The sequence below is a fragment of the Agrobacterium tumefaciens genome (assembly GCF_005221385.1).
Lineage (GTDB): Bacteria > Pseudomonadota > Alphaproteobacteria > Rhizobiales > Rhizobiaceae > Agrobacterium > Agrobacterium tomkonis.
In genome coordinates this window covers 918,749-934,294 of sequence record NZ_CP039904.1, presented here as the reverse complement: position 1 = coordinate 934,294, position 15,546 = coordinate 918,749, and the positions used below count along the sequence as shown (strand labels likewise).

12 protein-coding genes are annotated in these 15,546 nt (G+C 59.0%); 3 read left to right on the top strand and 9 right to left on the bottom strand.

The features are described from left to right. Position 1 precedes the first annotated feature (1 nt). Positions 2-1,051 carry an ornithine cyclodeaminase gene (locus tag CFBP6623_RS19470; protein WP_046799409.1) on the bottom strand — a complete coding sequence of 350 codons (1,050 nt, stop codon included), beginning with the start codon at positions 1,049-1,051 and terminating at the stop codon, positions 2-4. Between the two features lie 130 nt (positions 1,052-1,181). On the opposite strand from CFBP6623_RS19470, the gene CFBP6623_RS19465 reads away from it, so the two are divergent. Continuing rightward, on the top strand, positions 1,182-1,619 hold the full coding sequence (locus tag CFBP6623_RS19465; protein WP_046799006.1) for an Lrp/AsnC family transcriptional regulator: 438 nt from the start codon (positions 1,182-1,184) through the stop codon (positions 1,617-1,619). 37 nt (positions 1,620-1,656) lie between these two features. Here CFBP6623_RS19465 and CFBP6623_RS19460 read toward each other — a convergent pair whose 3' ends face one another. After that, positions 1,657-2,598 carry a MarR family winged helix-turn-helix transcriptional regulator gene (locus CFBP6623_RS19460; protein ID WP_080842861.1) on the bottom strand — a complete coding sequence of 314 codons (942 nt, stop codon included), beginning with the start codon at positions 2,596-2,598 and terminating at the stop codon, positions 1,657-1,659. A gap of 229 nt (positions 2,599-2,827) precedes the next feature. Here CFBP6623_RS19460 and CFBP6623_RS19455 point away from each other — a divergent pair, with 229 nt between their 5' ends. After that, positions 2,828-3,172, top strand: a complete 345-nt coding sequence (locus CFBP6623_RS19455) for a hypothetical protein (protein ID WP_046799004.1) — start codon at positions 2,828-2,830, stop codon at positions 3,170-3,172. A gap of 27 nt (positions 3,173-3,199) precedes the next feature. Here CFBP6623_RS19455 and CFBP6623_RS19450 read toward each other — a convergent pair whose 3' ends face one another. Beyond that, positions 3,200-4,348: an alpha-hydroxy acid oxidase gene (locus CFBP6623_RS19450; RefSeq protein ID WP_046799003.1), complete on the bottom strand. Its 1,149-nt coding sequence runs from the start codon at positions 4,346-4,348 to the stop codon at positions 3,200-3,202. On the opposite strand from CFBP6623_RS19450, the gene CFBP6623_RS27025 reads away from it, so the two are divergent. Next, positions 4,319-4,465 (top strand): hypothetical protein, encoded by a 147-nt coding sequence (locus CFBP6623_RS27025; protein WP_210238633.1) that lies wholly within the window; start codon positions 4,319-4,321, stop codon positions 4,463-4,465. The two genes, CFBP6623_RS19450 and CFBP6623_RS27025, sit on opposite strands and share 30 nt — an antisense overlap. A 168-nt stretch (positions 4,466-4,633) precedes the next feature. Here the strand turns inward: CFBP6623_RS27025 and CFBP6623_RS19445 are convergent, their stop codons facing one another. The 6 genes from CFBP6623_RS19445 to CFBP6623_RS19420 form a co-directional block, all read right to left on the bottom strand. After that, positions 4,634-5,644: a 2-hydroxyacid dehydrogenase gene (locus CFBP6623_RS19445; protein WP_046799002.1), complete on the bottom strand. Its 1,011-nt coding sequence runs from the start codon at positions 5,642-5,644 to the stop codon at positions 4,634-4,636. A gap of 63 nt (positions 5,645-5,707) precedes the next feature. Continuing rightward, entirely contained in the window at positions 5,708-7,330 is a 1,623-nt protein-coding gene (locus tag CFBP6623_RS19440) for an ABC-F family ATP-binding cassette domain-containing protein (RefSeq protein WP_046799001.1), read from the bottom strand. A gap of 160 nt (positions 7,331-7,490) precedes the next feature. Next, entirely contained in the window at positions 7,491-8,729 is a 1,239-nt protein-coding gene (locus CFBP6623_RS19435) for a vWA domain-containing protein (protein ID WP_046799000.1), read from the bottom strand. A 166-nt stretch (positions 8,730-8,895) separates the two neighbouring features. After that, positions 8,896-9,777: a transglutaminase family protein gene (locus CFBP6623_RS19430; RefSeq protein WP_046798999.1), complete on the bottom strand. Its 882-nt coding sequence runs from the start codon at positions 9,775-9,777 to the stop codon at positions 8,896-8,898. 4 nt (positions 9,778-9,781) lie between these two features. Continuing rightward, positions 9,782-12,187, bottom strand: a complete 2,406-nt coding sequence (locus tag CFBP6623_RS19425) for a circularly permuted type 2 ATP-grasp protein (protein WP_046798998.1) — start codon at positions 12,185-12,187, stop codon at positions 9,782-9,784. A gap of 1 nt (position 12,188) precedes the next feature. Beyond that, the gene (locus CFBP6623_RS19420; protein WP_062653033.1) at positions 12,189-15,515 is read right to left on the bottom strand and encodes a DUF2126 domain-containing protein; all 3,327 of its coding nucleotides are present in this window, start codon (positions 15,513-15,515) and stop codon (positions 12,189-12,191) included. Between the last annotated feature and the right edge of the window lie 31 nt (positions 15,516-15,546).

Sequence of the window (15,546 nt, the reverse complement as noted above, 5' to 3'; positions counted from 1 at the left end):
CTCAGGTCCGGGCGCGTTGCAACATGCCGAAGAGATCACGCGGATCATCGGGATCGGCGATGATGTCGATTTCCTGATAGAAGCTCGAGCCTTCGAGTTTGCCACGCACGTAACGCAGGGCGGAAAAATCCTCTATGGCGAAACCGACGCTGTCGAACAGGGTGATCTGGCGTGTGTCCTGACGGCCTTCGGCCTCGCCGAGAACCACTTTCCAAAGCTCGGTCACCGGATAATCCGCGTCCATCTGCTGGATTTCACCTTCGATGCGTGTCTGCGGCGGATATTCGACAAAGGTGTCGGCGCGCAGCAGAATATCCCTGTGCAATTCCGTCTTGCCGGGGCAATCGCCGCCGATGGCGTTGATGTGCACGCCGGCGCCGACCATATTGTCGGTCAGGATGGTCGCATATTGCTTGTCGGCGGTGCAGGTGGTGATGATGCCGGCCCCTTCGATTGCAGCCTGTGCCGATTTGCATGGGATCACCGTCAGGCCGCTTTCCTTCAGGTTTGCGGCGGTCTTTTCGGTAGCGCGGGGATCGATATCGTAGAGGCGTACCTCCTCAATGCCGAGCACCGCCTTCATCGCCAGCGCCTGAAACTCCGCCTGAGCTCCGTTACCGATCATCGCCATGGCTTTCACACCCTTCGGCGCGAGATGCCGGGCGGCCATTGCCGAGGTGGCGGCAGTGCGCAGCGCCGTCAAAAGGGTCATCTCCGTCAAGAGCACCGGATAACCGGTGGAGACGGATGCGAGCAGGCCGAAGGCGGTGACCGTCTGAAGCCCTTCCGCCATGTTTTTCGGATGGCCGTTCACATATTTGAAGCCGTAAATCTCCCCGTCGGAGGTCGGCATCAGTTCGATGACACCTTCGCGCGAATGCGAGGCGATGCGCGGCGTCTTGTCAAAGCATGGCCACCGGCGAAAATCCGCCTCGATGGCATCTGTAAGCTCAACCAGCATCTGCTCTATGCCGATATGATGCACCAGGCGCATCATGTTCTCGACGCTGACGAAAGGAATAAGGGCTTTTGGCGACGGGGACAGGGGCATATGGGCAACTCCTCGCTTGCTGGAACGAAGATAGCTGCCGGGCCTGTTCAACCGAAATCGCAGAAGCTTGTTGTTTCTGAAGCCAGTTTGAACAATATGTTCAATCCAATTGTCAAATCGGTCAGATTCCATGAGTATTGCAAAATACATACCCGATGAACTCGACCGGCAAATCATCGCCCATCTCAGGGTCGATGGCCGGGCGTCGCTAGCCAAACTTTCCGATGCGCTGGGTGTCGCGCGCGGCACGGTGCAGAACAGGCTGGACCGGCTGACGGAAACCGGCACACTGCTTGGATTTACCGTGCGGGTGCGCGAGGACTATGATGACCGGGCGGTCCATGCGGTGATGATGATCGAGGTCATGGGAAAATCGACCACGCAGGTTATCCGCAAGCTTCGTGGCATTGCCGAGATTTCCTCGCTCCATACCACCAATGGCAATTGGGATCTGGTGGCGAATATCCGCGCCGGCAGCCTCTCGGATTTCGACCGGGTGCTGCGGGAGGTCCGTATGATAGACGGCGTCTCGAACAGCGAAACCAGCCTCCTGCTCAGCAGTGTTTAAGTGCGGCCATCGGTTTGGCTGCAGGGTGTCTGTGAGATCAAAGCTCTCGTGGCCTGACGAAACGCTGCTCCAGAACCTCGCTTCCCCATTGGCTGCCGGGACGTTCCTCGACACAGGCGAAACCATGGGTCTCGTAAAGGTGCCGTGCGGCCGAAAGACCGTTAAATGTCCATAGATGCGTTTCGGCGAAAGCCTTTCTGTCGGCAAAGGCGAGTGCCGCGGCGAGCAGCCTGCGCCCTACACCGCCACCGCGCACGCCGTCATCAACAATGAACCAGCGTAGGTGCGCGATGTCCGATCCCAAGTCTTCGCCGTCGATGGCGACGGAGCCGATAATCTCTTGCCCGCGCATTGCGGCCCATACTGCGTTTTGTGGTTTTTCGAGCCGGTTGCAAAAGGAGGCGAGACCCTCAGCCACAACGGATTCGAAAGGCTGGCCGAAACCGGATGTCCGGGCGTAATAAAGCGCATGCATCTGCGTGATGCGGGCGATGAGACCGGGCCTGTAACCCTCTACGATCTCCACGGTGGGCACCGCGGCATCGCTCCGGTCTTCCAGCGCGTCGGCGTAAAGACGAAGCCCTTCCAGAATGGTGCGGCCATCCGCCAGGGCAAGCCGTGAAAGGGCGTTCGATACCTGCCGGTTTGCGAAGGCGTGAATGGCACCGACCCGATCCCGCCCTCGTCCGGCCAGATAGAGCCGCTTGATGCGGTTATCTTCACTGTCCGCCGCCTCCAGAACATCCCCGGACAGAATGAGTTTGCGAAGCATGCGGCTGACACTCGATTTTTCGAGCCGCAGAAGCTTCCCCAGATCGCGCGCCGTGATGCCCGGGCATGTCTCGATCTCGATCAGGGCATGCACGGCAGAGGGCGGCAGATCGGTGCCGGCGAAATCCCCGCCCATGAAGCCGAGTTCACGGACAAGCCGACGCGAGGTGAAGCGGATGTCATTTATGGGAAGGGACTGTTCGGGCATGCTAAATCCATTATGGTTGCATCATGCAACTATAATCACATTCTGCGCTGTCTGCCAAGTTTGGATTCCGTAAAATGCTGGATTTCTCTGTAAAATAGGGCAAGCTCCCGTTCAGGAACGCCAACATGACGTTGCTGAACGGCGGCTTTCGAGAAAACACCATTAAAGCAGTCCGTATGGAAGTTTGCGGGCAAGTCGCTAAATTTAATTATCCGGCTATGGAGCCGATATGCCCGATACGCCTCGTTTCTTCCGTTATGCGGTTCTCGCTGCGATGTTGCCCGTCGCCGTCCTCGGTGTCGTGACAACGCCGGCTGAGTATCGCGCCATCGGCATCGAGGCGGCAGATTGCGACGGGCCTATATCGGTTCTGATGCCTGCCGTACCAGCACTTGCAGCCTATGCCATCATCGGCTGGCTGTTTCTGTCGGGTGCCAAACGCCACCGCTCCTTGATTTCCGGTAGCATTTGCGTGCTGGTATCCTTGGCGCTTATCTGGAATATCGGTGCAGCGCTCCTGGAATATCGGCGAAACGCGGTGGAAATGGCCTGTGACTACAGCGGGAAGCTGTGAGCATGCTTGGAAATACGGAATACGGCTCTAGCCGTGAAACCGTAGATTTCGTCGCGTCAGCTGCTCGACAGTGGTGCAGCCCATCAGCTTCATGCCGCGTTCGATTTCGATACGCATCATTTCCAGCGCCCTTTCCACCCCGGGCTGGCCGGCGGCAGCGAGAGGGAAAAGATAATAGCGGCCGAGCCCCACAGCCTTTGCGCCCAGAGACAGGGCTTTCAGGACATGGGTTCCGCGCTGTACGCCGCCATCCATCATCACATCGATCCGGTCGCCAACCGCATCGACGATCTCTGCCAGCTGGTCGAAGGCGCTGCGGGAACCATCGAGCTGGCGACCGCCATGATTGGAGAGCACGATGCCGCTGCAGCCGATTTCGACGGCCCGCCGCGCGTCGTCAACCGACATGACGCCTTTGAGGCAGAAAGGCCCATCCCATTCTCGTACCATCTGCGCCACGTCATCCCAGTTCATGGAAGGGTCCAGCATCTCGGTGAAATAGCGGCTGATGGACAGAGCCCCGCCATCCATTTTGATGTGGCCGTCGAGCTGTGGCAGGCTGAAGCGCTCATGTGTCAGATAATTGATGCCCCAGGCCGGCTTGATGGCGAATTGCGCGATGCCGGAGAGATTGAGCTTGAAGGGGATGGCAAAACCGGTGCGCTTGTCGCGCTCGCGGTTTCCGCCGGTAATGCTGTCCACGGTCAGCATCATTGTCTCGACGCCGGCGCTTTTGGCGCGTGCCATCATATCGCGGTTGAGGCCACGATCCTTGTGGAAATAGAACTGATAGACCTGCGGCCCGCCGCTGATCCGGCGCGCTTCCTCAAGACTGGTGGTGCCGAGCGAGGAGACGCCGAACATGGTGCCGAATTTTCCCGCCGCGGCCGCGACCGCTCGCTCTCCCTGATGGTGGAAGAGGCGCTGCAGCGCCGTCGGGGAACAATAGACCGGCATGGAGAGCTTTTGCCCCATGACGGTGACCGACATGTCCACGTCGGACACGCCGCGCAGCACATCCGGAACAAGATCGCAATTTTCGAACGCAGCCGTGTTCCGCCGATACGTTACCTCGTCATCGGCGGCGCCGTCTATGTAGTTGAAGATCGGCCCGGGAAGACGCTGTTTGGCCATGCGGCGAAAATCGTGGAAATTATAGCAGTCTTTGAGTTGCATCTGTCGCTCGACCGGTCCGGTTTGAAAGCTCTGAAAAGATTGCTCGAAACCTATACCGGCGATTTGGGGCGGGCAATCGGCCTGCCGACGATTTCCGCAGGCTCGAAGCATGAATAATTCAGGGTCGGGGCGGCGGCGGCAGCTCCTGGAGCGAGGTGCTTCGCCGAAAGCCGGAGAACCGACGTCCACATTTCCGTGCCCACAGTCGGGAAGGATGAAAATACATGTTTCATCCAAAGGTTACGTGCGACCGGGGTTACGAATGTCCTGTCACCGGCGGCAGCGCTAAACGGGGCTTGCAAGCTGCCCGGTGGAAACCGCATGCAGCGCTTTGCCAGTGCTGATGAAGCTCTCGATATTGCCGATCGTGGTGTCCGCAATGTTTTTGAGGGCTTCCTCCGTGAAAAACCCCTGATGACCGGTTACCAAAACATTGGGGAAGGTCAGCAACCGCGCAAAGACATCGTCGCGCAGCACGTCATTGGAAAGATCTTCGAAAAAGAGATCGCCCTCCTCCTCATAGACATCGATGCCGAGAGAACCGATCCTGCCATCTTTCAGACCCGTGATCGCGGCCCGCGTGTCGATGATCGCGCCGCGGCTGGTATTGATGAGCATCACGCCTTTCTTGAGGAGGGGCAGCGTCTCCTTGCGGATCAGGTGCCTGGTTTCCGGTGTGAGGGGGCACATCAGCGTAAGAATGTCCGATGTCCGAAACAATTCCTCCCGCGTAACATAGGCCATGCCCAACGCCTCGCAATCAGGATTCGCATGAAGATCGTGACCGATGAGACGGCAGCCGAAGCCGGCTGCAATACGCGCAAAAATCGCGCCGATCTTTCCCGTGCCGACGATGCCGATGGTCTTGCCGTGGAGATCGAAACCAAGCAGGCCATCAAGGGCGAAGTTGCCTTCGCGGACGCGGTTATAGGCGCGGTGGATCTTGCGGTTGAGCGACAGGATGAGTGCCATTGTATGTTCGGCAACCGCATAGGGTGAATAGGCGGGGACGCGAGCGATGGTGAGGCCCAGCTTCTCGGCGGCCGCAAGATCGACCTGGTTGAAGCCGGCGCAGCGCAGGGCGACGAGCCGCACACCCATTTCCGCCAGCCTTTCGAGCACGGGCCGCGACAGGTCGTCATTCACGAAGGCGCAGATCGCATCGGTTCCCTCCGCCAGGGCCACCGTTTCAAGCGACAGGCGCGCTTCGCAATATTGTATCCGCATGCCCGGCCCGGCGGCGGCGTCAAGGAACTGCCTGTCATAGGGCTTGGCGCTGTAAACCACGATCCGCATCTGCTTCTCCAGTATCGAGTACGAAAGTTACCGTTGCGGAGACCATGCGTCTGGTAAGTCTCCTCAGCTGCGAAGGCCCGGTGCTTCCTGCCCGGTGCTTTCGACATATTCCGTGTAGCCGCCGCCAAATTGGTGAATACCATCCGGGGTCAGTTCAAGTACCCGGTTTGAAAGGGCGGCGAGGAAATGGCGGTCGTGGGAAACGAACAGCATCGTGCCCTCATAATCCGACAGAGCCCTGATCAGCATCTCCTTGGTGTCGAGATCTAGATGGTTCGTCGGCTCATCCAGTACGAGGAAATTCGGTGGATCGAATAGCATGGCCGCCATAACGAGACGGGCTTTTTCGCCGCCGGAAAGAACACGACAGCGTTTTTCAACATCGTCGCCGGAGAAGCCGAAACAGCCGGAAAGCGCACGCAGAGGCGCCTGCCCGGCTTTTGGAAAACGCTCCTCCAGCCATTCCAGAATGGTGCTGTCGCCATCCAGAGCATCCATGGCGTGCTGGGCGAAATAACCGAGCTTGACGCTGGCGCCGAGCGTGACATTGCCGGAATCCGGCTCGGTCGTGCCGGTCACCAGCTTCAGCAAGGTCGATTTTCCAGCACCATTGACGCCCATGATGCACCAGCGCTCCTTGCGCCGCACCATGAAGTCCAGCTCGCCATAGATCGTGCGGCTGCCATAGGCCTTGTTGACCTTCTTCAGCGCCACGACATCCTCACCCGATCTTGGGGCCGGTGCGAATTCGAAAGCGACCGTCTGGCGCCGTTTTGGCGGTTCGACGCGGTCGATCTTTTCAAGTTTCTTGACGCGGCTCTGCACCTGCGAGGCATGCGAGGCACGCGCCTTGAAGCGTTCGATGAACTTGATTTCCTTGGCGAGCATGGCCTGCTGACGCTCGAATTGCGCCTGCTGCTGCTTTTCGTTCTGTGCCCGCTGCTGTTCGTAAAATCCATAATCGCCGGAATAGGTGGTGAGGCTGCCAGCATCAATCTCGATGATCTTGGTGACGATGCGGTTCATGAATTCGCGGTCATGCGAGGTCATCAACAATGCGCCGTCATAGTTCTTCAGAAAATCCTCAAGCCAGATCAGGCTTTCGAGATCGAGATGGTTCGACGGTTCGTCAAGCAGCATCACGTCCGGGCGCATCAAAAGGATGCGGGCGAGCGCCACACGCATCTTCCAGCCGCCGGACAGTTTTGAAACATCACCGTCCATCATTTCCTGGCTGAAGCTCAAGCCATCCAGAACCTCACGGGCGCGGCCCTCCAGTGCGTAGCCATCAAGCTCTTCGTAACGCGCCTGCACTTCACCGTAACGTTCTATGATAGCGTCCATTTCGTCCATCCGGTCGGGATCGGACATGGCGGCTTCCAGCTCCCGCAGTTCCGCCGCCACTTCGCTGACCGGGCCTGCGCCTTCCATGACTTCGGCGACCGCGGAGCGTCCGGACATTTCACCGACATCCTGATCGAAATAACCGACCGTCATACCCTTTTCGACGACGACCTGTCCCTCATCCGGCTGCTCCTCGCCGGTCATCATCCGAAACAGCGTGGTCTTGCCGGAACCGTTCGGCCCGACAAGGCCGATCTTCTCACCACGATTGAGCGCGGCGGAGGCCTCGATGTAAAGAATGCGGTGACTGTTCGACTTGCTGATATTTTCGATGCGGATCATGACGGGGCCTATGAATGGGAGCGGCCCTCCTATGCCACGGGTCGCCGCCGCTGTCACCTGCCGCTCATGTCTTGTCAGCCATGCAGAGCCTGATAACACTGGCCTCCGGGGCAAATACCCCGGAAGCGATATGTTTGCGTCTTCGTCTGCCGAATTTTCGTTAGTTGGTCAGCGTGGCTATGCTGCCGGCTGCCTTGCGGGCGATTTCGCCAAAAGCGGTGACAATCTGCTCCATGTTTTCGGGCGCGTAATAATTGTCCAGGCTGGAAGCGCAATATTGCAGCAGCGACTTGCCCTTGTCCGGCGCCATGAAGGCGACGCTGAAAATCTTGATCCCGTCTTTCTTGGCGGTCTCGCAGGTGGTGCGCACCGACTGGTCGATGCTGGAACTCCACGAGGCGCTGTTTCCAGTCATTTCACCATCGGTCATCAAGACGATATAGCGCTCGAAGGATTCGTTTTCCTGTGTCTTATGTGCCGTCGCTTCGTCCGGATTCGTTTTTTTAAGGGCGTTATATGCGGCGTTCAGGCTGCTGCGGGCATCCGTGCCGCCAGTGGGAAATTCCGGGATCTGTTTATTGACGTAGCTGACAACGCTGCTCGTACCCCAGCTGATGGCCTGAGCCGCATAGGTCTCATGTGTATATACCGAGGCGCCGGTCCGAACGAGCTGGGAGCCGCCGCTCGCGGTGTAGGTCGGATCGGCCTTGTTCAATGTAGCAACGAGAAAACCGACGGCGGTCTTCAACGATGCGGCCTTGTTGACATAGCAGGGCGATGTCTTTCCGAGATTGGGATACTTGCCCCAGTTATCGGATGTGTAGTTCTGGCAGGACGTTTTAGTGCTGTCGACACTGTCCGTCTTGAAGGACATCGAACCGGAGCGGTCGAGCACCAGATACATGGAGATCGGTGCGCCCTTGTTGACGGTACTCTTCGCGGTACCGGTTGCCGCGATATCGAGCGTCTTCACACCGACGAACCCCAGCAGCGGGTTGAGCTGCACTTGACGGTATAATGTGGTCTCGATGGTGTAGGTCTTGCCGCGTGCATCTTCCTTTGCAGAAATAGCGACTGAGGAGTTCTTCTCCAGCTCCTTTTTCTCTTCCTCGGTCAGGTTCTTTTCCATCTGCGCAGCGATGAAAGCCTTGGCGATTTCCTTGATTTGCTCGTCGGTGGCATCGCCTTCTTTCAGGCGCGCCTCGGTTGCTGCAGCGAGCGCCGCAGAATCGGCCGTGTTCTGCAGGTCGGCTTTCACCTGCATCACATTTGCCAGTTCCAAACCGGCTCCGGCCACGCCCAACAACACCGGCAGCAATATTGCCGTCATGATGCCGAAATTACCGCTGGTATCGGCAAGGAAACGGCGCTTCAGTTTTTTGTCTGTGGAGGCGGTCATGATGGGGCTCACCGATTAGAATATTCGATTAAGCGCAGGAAACCCGCAAAGGATGTAAAATCCGCTAACACGAAGATTATAATTTTATAAACCGTTCAAATTGGCGCAGTTTTCGAAGTATTTTCAAGAATTAATGGGTTGGAAGATTGAAATAACACACAGTGTGTCATTGCTGGACGGGAACCACATCCACGGCCTGTTTTATCTGCTGGTTGCCGTAGCTCTTCAGGACCCCGATCACCGGTGCAACATCCGAATAGTCGCGGCCATAACCGACGACGATGTGGTCGCTGCCGGCCACGATATCATTGGTAGGGTCCAGTTCCAGATAACCGGCCGCTTCTCCGCACCAGATGCGGACCCAGGCATGCATCGCATCGGCGCCTTCCAGCCGTTCCTTGCCCGGCGGAGGAATGGTGCGCAGGAAACCGCTGACATAACCGGCGGGAATGCCGAGGCTGCGCAGCGCCGTGATCATGATATGCGAAAAATCCTGGCACACGCCGCGCTTCAATTTAAAGGCTTCGGATGGTGTCGTATCCACGGTGGTTGCCTCGCCATCATAGGTGAAGTCTTTGTGGATGCGTTTGCACATGGCCAGCGCGATTTCGCGGATGGTCATTCCCGGTTTCAGCAATTCCCGCGCATAGGCCGAGATCGCCGCATCCATCCCTATTCTCGGGCTTGTGCCGATGAAATGATGCGGTGACTGGAAATCGATGGACCAGACATCGGCAAGGTCTTGCGGCAGGCGGGAAAGCTCGGGTGAAAAATCAGCCGTCATGGCCGGCGCTTCCACCATCACCCGCGCCTGCATGCGGATATCCAGCTTTTCATGCGGCGCGCGCAGATGCACCGAGGTAGACGATTGATGAAAGAAATCGTCAAAGACGGCACGTTCTTCCGGCACGGGCGAAACGTCGATGGAACCTGCGACCAATCTCTGCCGACCCGGGATCGACAGCGGCAGCACGCGGATAATGTGGCGTGCGCCATGGGCCGGCGTGTCGTAGGTGTAACCCATGTGCAGGGAAAGATCGTAAAGCATAAGGCTATCCGAGATAGGTGCGGGCCAGAACATCGGACAGATGTTCCATGTCGGTTTCGAGCTGGCGATAGACCGCACCGTTCATGTTTTCCGGAGTCATGACGGCGAGTCCGGAATGCAGACGCATCGTTTCGCGGTAAAAAGGAGACATCTGGCCGTTCACGAAGGCATTTGGAAGCTGTTCCACCTCGGTGCGGATTTCGTTCAGCTGAAACAGGATCGAGCGCGGATTGAGCGGATCAAGCGCCAGAAGATCGGTGACGGTCAGACCTGCCGTAGCGACATTGTAACGGCGGCGATGGGTCATGACGCTGTCGCCGATTTCGAGCAACATGTCATAGGAACCGTCAGGCGCGTCCGGCCCGGTCATGTGGCCGAGAAGTCGCGTCATATGCAGGCCGCGCTCGAGATAACGGCCGATCGACAGGAAACGCCATCCGGTGAAGCGGTACATGTTTTCATGCACGAGACCGGCAAAGCCGGCAAGCTTGCGCAAAAGGATTGTCATGGCGTGGGTAGCATCGTCGCCTGGCGCCACTTTCGCGTGGAAACGGCGGGCTGTCTTGGCAAGGTCGTTCAGCGCCAGCCAGCCATCGGGCGAAAAGCGGTCACGGATATTGCTGGCGGAATAAAGCGCGCTGTTGATGTTGTTCAGCAGGCTTTCCGGCACGGCATCGTTCATCTCCACGTCAAGCGCTTCGAGATACCGCGTCACATGGGCGAGCAGGGGTTGGCGCGGATCGGCCGACTCGGCATAACGCCCGTGCCAGGCACGCAGGATGCGCAATGCGCCTTCAGAACGTTCGATATAACGGCCGAGCCAGAAGAGGTTATCGGCAGCCCTGCTTGGCAGGCTGCCCGGCATATTGCGGGTAAAGCTCTCTTCCGCCGGCAGGAGGGTCGTGCGTTCCACCGGTTTTTCGCTGACGATCCAGACATCCGCCGCGCTGCCACCCGATTGCATGGCAATGGCGGAAACGTCATCGCCGCTTCCAATTCGTGCAAAGCCACCCGGCATGATCTGCCAGCCATTCTGCGTGCGGGCGGCAAACACACGAAGGCTCATCGGACGCGGCACCAGCTTGTTGTCGATATAGGCCGGCGTGGTTGAAAGCTTCACGACTTCCTGGCCCACCAGCTTGTGACCATCGGAGGCCAGCCAGTCGCTGATCGATTCCTTCGCCGTCTCGCGCAGGGAAGAGCCGAGCACGGATTGACCGTTGTCGTCGAAAAAGGGCAGGCGGGAATAGGCCGGGCCGATGACCATGCCCTCGATATTGCCGGCAACGTGGCGGCGTTCCGATTCCTGTCCGCACCACCAGGTGGCGATCGACGGCAGCTTCAGCTCCTCGCCCAGAAGGTGGCGGCAGATGCGCGGCATGAAGGCAAGCAGCGCCCGCGTTTCGAGAATACCGCTGCCGAGGGCGTTGACGATGGTGAGCGCTTCGTTGCGCAGCGCCTGCACCATGCCGGGCGTGCCGATATGGGATTGCTGGTTGAGTTCCAGCGGATCGGAATAGGAGGCGTCGAGACGCCGCCAGAGCACACCGATCGGCTTCAACCCCGCCACGGTTCGAACCATGACGCGGCCGTTGACGACAGTCAGGTCCTCGCCCTCCAGCAGCATGAAGCCGAGATAACGGGCGATATAGGCGTGTTCGAAATAGGTTTCGTTGGCGGGGCCGGGCGTCAGCACTGCGATGCGATCGTCAGGATGTTTTCTGTGCGCCTGCAGCGTGTCGCGGAAAGCGCCAAAAAATGAGGCGAGACGGTGAACGTGGGTTTCGGCATAGATATCGGAAAGCGCGCGGGTGGTCGCCACCCGGTTTTCCAGGGCAAAGCCCGCGCCGGAAGGTGCCTGCGTCCGGTCCGCCAGCACCCACCAGTTTCCGTCAGGTCCGCGTCCGATTTCGAATGAGCAGAAATGCAGGTAATGGCCGCTTGCCGGTTTGACACCGACCATTGGACGCAGATATTCCGGATTGGAGGCGATCAGCGCCGGCGGCACGTAACCTTCGTTCACCAATCGGTTTTCGCCGTAAAAATCGGCGACCATGGCCTCCAGAAGATCGGCGCGCTGTTTCAGCCCTTCAGAGAGAACCGTCCATTCCCTGTCGTCGATCAGCACTGGAATATGCGAGATCGGCCAGTTTCGTTCGCTGCTACCCTTGCTGTAATCGCGGTAGAACACACCCGCGTCGCGCAGATAGCGGTCGGTGCGGGCAAAGCGCTCGTGCAATTCGCGTTCCGACATGCGCGAGAGCGCACCGAGGAGGTGCTTCCAGACCGGCCTGACCTTGCCGTTGGTATCGAGCATTTCGTCGGCCACGCCCGGCAAAGTGGAATAACCAAGCCCGCGCAGCGGCGCGCCGGTTTCCGTCTTGCGTTCCGTTGCCGGGGCTTTGGACAATTTACACTCCGTATGGCCGACGCAGATCGAGCGTCAGCGGAAATTCTGGCGACACGGTTTCCGCATGAAGCGGATATTGCCCTGCCGTATGTCCCCATGGTTCGAAACGGGCAAGGCGGCGTGCCTCGGCCTCGTTGCCGTTGACGGGAAACGTCTCGTAATTGCGCCCGCCCGGATGAGCAACATGATAGATGCATCCGCCGATCGATCGCCTCGACCATGTATCATAAATGTCAAAGGTCAAGGGTGAATTGACGGGCAGAACGGGATGCAGGCCGGAAGCGGGCTGCCATGCCTTGAAGCGCACGCCGGCAACCGCGACGCTGCGGTTCTCCGTCGGGGTCAGCGGAACGGCGCGGCCGTTGCATGCCACGGCGTAACGGGCAGGGTTGGAGGTCTCCAGCCGCACCTGCAAACGTTCGACCGAGGAATCGACAAAACGCACGGTTCCGCCGATGGCGCCCTGTTCGCCCATCACATGCCAGGGTTCCAGCGCCTGACGCAACTCCAGTTTCGAGCCTTCATATTCCACTTCGCCGAAGAAGGGGAAACGGAACTCCTGCTGGGCGGTAAACCACTCGGGTTTCAGATCGAAGCCGTTTTCCCTGAGATCGGCGAGCACATCCAGAAAATCCGCCCAGATATAATGCGGCAGCATGAAGCGGTCGGCGAGCGCCGTGCCCCAGCGCACGAATTTGCCGCCGGCGGGGTTTTTCCAGAAGCGGGCGATAAGCGCGCGCACCAGCAATTGCTGGGCCAGCGACATGCGGGCATTCGGCGGCATTTCGAAGCCGCGGAATTCCACAAGGCCGAGGCGACCGGTCGGTCCGTCAGGCGAAAACAGCTTGTCGATGCAGATTTCGGCGCGGTGGGTGTTGCCCGTTACATCCGTCAGCAGGTTGCGGAACAGACGGTCGACCAGCCATGGCAGCGGCGGCGCGCCCTCACCGGGAGCAGGCACCTGTGCCAGTGCGATTTCCAACTCGTAGAGACTGTCGTGGCGGGCCTCGTCAATGCGGGGCGCCTGACTGGTCGGGCCAATGAACAGCCCGGAGAAGAGGTAGGAAAGCGACGGGTGCCGCTGCCAGTGCAGAACGAGGCTTTTCAGAAGGTCGGGTCGGCGCAGAAAGGGGCTGTCATTGGGGTTGGCGCCGCCCACGACCACATGATTGCCGCCGCCGGTGCCGGTGTGGCGACCGTCGATCATGAACTTGTCAGCACCGAGACGTGTCTGGCGTGCTTCCTCATAAACCGCCGAGGTGATATCGACGCATTCCTTCCAGCTTGCGGCGGGATGGATGTTGACCTCGATGACACCGGGATCGGGCGCGACGCGGATGACATTGATGCGCTCGTCATGCGGCGGCGCATAACCCTCGATATGAACGGGCAGCCCAAGTTCTGCCGCCGCGGCTTCCGCCGCTGCGACTAGCTCGAGGTAGTCTTCAATGCGTTCGACCGGCGGCATGAAAACACAAAGACGGCCGTCGCGCGGCTCTACGGAGAGAGCGGTGCGCACCGCACCGCCGATTTCTCCAAGCGTCTGTTCGACACGCGCTTGGGCGGCAGCCTCATCCACATGGAAGGACGCTGCCGGCAGGGCGCGGCCCGACGGCGAAGCGAGATCGGGAAGGGCCCCGCGGGGGATCGATGGATCGGCCTCGTGGATATAGGGGTAAGCAGAAGGTGGCACATATGGCAGGGTACCGAGCGGCAGGCGGTAACCGACCGGGCTGTCACCCGGAACAAGGAAAATCTTGCCGCGCCGCGTCTTCCATTTTTCGCTGACCCAGCGTTTGCCTTCGGCTCTGGCGTTCCACGCCTGCACGGGAAGAATATAGCCCGTCGGTGTCGTAAGCCCGCGTTCGAACACGCGGGCTATGCGGTTTCGCTCTTCGGGATCTTTCAATTTGGAGTTGGACGGGTCGACATTATCGGGAAGGCTGCCTTCCTTGATGATCCATTCGGCCGGATCCTCATAGGCAGGCAGTACCAGTTCCTTCTCGATGCCGAGGTGGGTGGCGATGCCGCTGAGCAGCTTCTGCGCATCCTCGGCCTCGACGCCGGCATCTGCGCCTTCTTCGGCTATCAGCGCCGGGTTCTGCCAGATCGGCAGCCCGTCCTTTCGCCAGTAGAGCGAAAAGGTCCAGCGCGGCAGGCTTTCGCCCGGATACCATTTCCCCTGCCCATAATGCAGAAAGCCGCCCGGCGCGAAACGCTCACGCAGGCGGCGTATCAGGGCGTCTGCCTTTTCGCGTTTTGTGGGTCCAACCGCGCCAGTGTTCCATTCGTCGGATTCGAAATCGTCGATGGAAACGAAGGTCGGCTCGCCGCCCATGGTAAGCCGGACGTCATGGGCGTTCAGAACGTCATCGACCGCTTCGCCAAGCGTATTGAGGTCTTCCCAGCTGTCGTCGGAAAAGGGCTTGGTGATGCGTGGGGTTTCGGCAACGCGCCGGACCTGCATGTCGAAAGCGAATTCCGTATTGGCATGGCCGAAATAGCCGCCCGAAATCGGTGCGGCGTTGCGATAATGCGGTGTTGCCGCCAGTGGAATATGGCTTTCACCCGTCAAAAGCCCCGATGTGGGGTCAAGACCGATCCAGCCGGCGCCGGGCATATAGACTTCGGCCCAGGCATGCAGATCGGTGAAATCTACCTCGGTGCCCGAAGGGCCGTCCAGCGCCTTCAGATCGGGTGTCAACTGGATGAGGTATCCGGATACGAACCGCGTGGCGAGACCAAGATGCCTCAGAACTTGCACGAGCAGCCAGCTGGTGTCGCGACACGATCCCTTGCCGGAGGCCAGTGTTTCCTCCGGCGTCTGGACGCCCGGTTCCATGCGAATGACATAACCGATTTCCTGTTGCAGACGGGCGTTGAGGCCCACGACCATATCGACCGTCGGCTGGCCGGGCGTGTGGTCGACGGTCGCCATGAAGGCGGCGAGCAACGGGCCGGTCGGCTCCGGTTTCATGTAGATGGATAAGTCGTCCCGCAATTCCTGCGGATAATCGAACGGCCATTTGGTCGCTTCTTCCTCGACGAAGAAATCGAACGGATTATAGACCGTCATATCGGCGACAAGATCGACCTCGATCTTAAATTCCGTTGCCGGCTCGGGAAAGACAAAGCGGGCAAGGTAATTGCCGTAAGGATCCTGCTGCAGGTTTACGAAATGATTGGATGGCGAAACCTTGAGCGAATGGCTGATAACACGGGTTCTGGAGTGCGATGCGGGCTTTAATCTGATGATTTGTGGTCCAAGGCGAACCGGATTGTCATATTTATAATGCGTCAGATGATAGATGCTCGCTTTGATCGCCATTAATCTGCCTTGCCCGGTTTTTCCGGTCTAT

Bases quoted from the DNA above. Each gene is read 5' to 3' on its own strand.
- CFBP6623_RS19470 (WP_046799409.1), bottom strand. From the start codon at position 1,051: ATGCCCCTGTCCCCGTCGCCAAAAGCCCTTATTCCTTTCGTCAGCGTC.
- CFBP6623_RS19465 (WP_046799006.1), top strand. From the start codon at position 1,182: ATGAGTATTGCAAAATACATACCCGATGAACTCGACCGGCAAATCATC.
- CFBP6623_RS19460 (WP_080842861.1), bottom strand. From the start codon at position 2,598: ATGCCCGAACAGTCCCTTCCCATAAATGACATCCGCTTCACCTCGCGT.
- CFBP6623_RS19455 (WP_046799004.1), top strand. From the start codon at position 2,828: ATGCCCGATACGCCTCGTTTCTTCCGTTATGCGGTTCTCGCTGCGATG.
- CFBP6623_RS19450 (WP_046799003.1), bottom strand. From the start codon at position 4,348: ATGCAACTCAAAGACTGCTATAATTTCCACGATTTTCGCCGCATGGCC.
- CFBP6623_RS19445 (WP_046799002.1), bottom strand. From the start codon at position 5,644: ATGCGGATCGTGGTTTACAGCGCCAAGCCCTATGACAGGCAGTTCCTT.
- CFBP6623_RS19440 (WP_046799001.1), bottom strand. From the start codon at position 7,330: ATGATCCGCATCGAAAATATCAGCAAGTCGAACAGTCACCGCATTCTT.
- CFBP6623_RS19435 (WP_046799000.1), bottom strand. From the start codon at position 8,729: ATGACCGCCTCCACAGACAAAAAACTGAAGCGCCGTTTCCTTGCCGAT.
- CFBP6623_RS19430 (WP_046798999.1), bottom strand. From the start codon at position 9,777: ATGCTTTACGATCTTTCCCTGCACATGGGTTACACCTACGACACGCCG.
- CFBP6623_RS19420 (WP_062653033.1), bottom strand. From the start codon at position 15,515: ATGGCGATCAAAGCGAGCATCTATCATCTGACGCATTATAAATATGAC.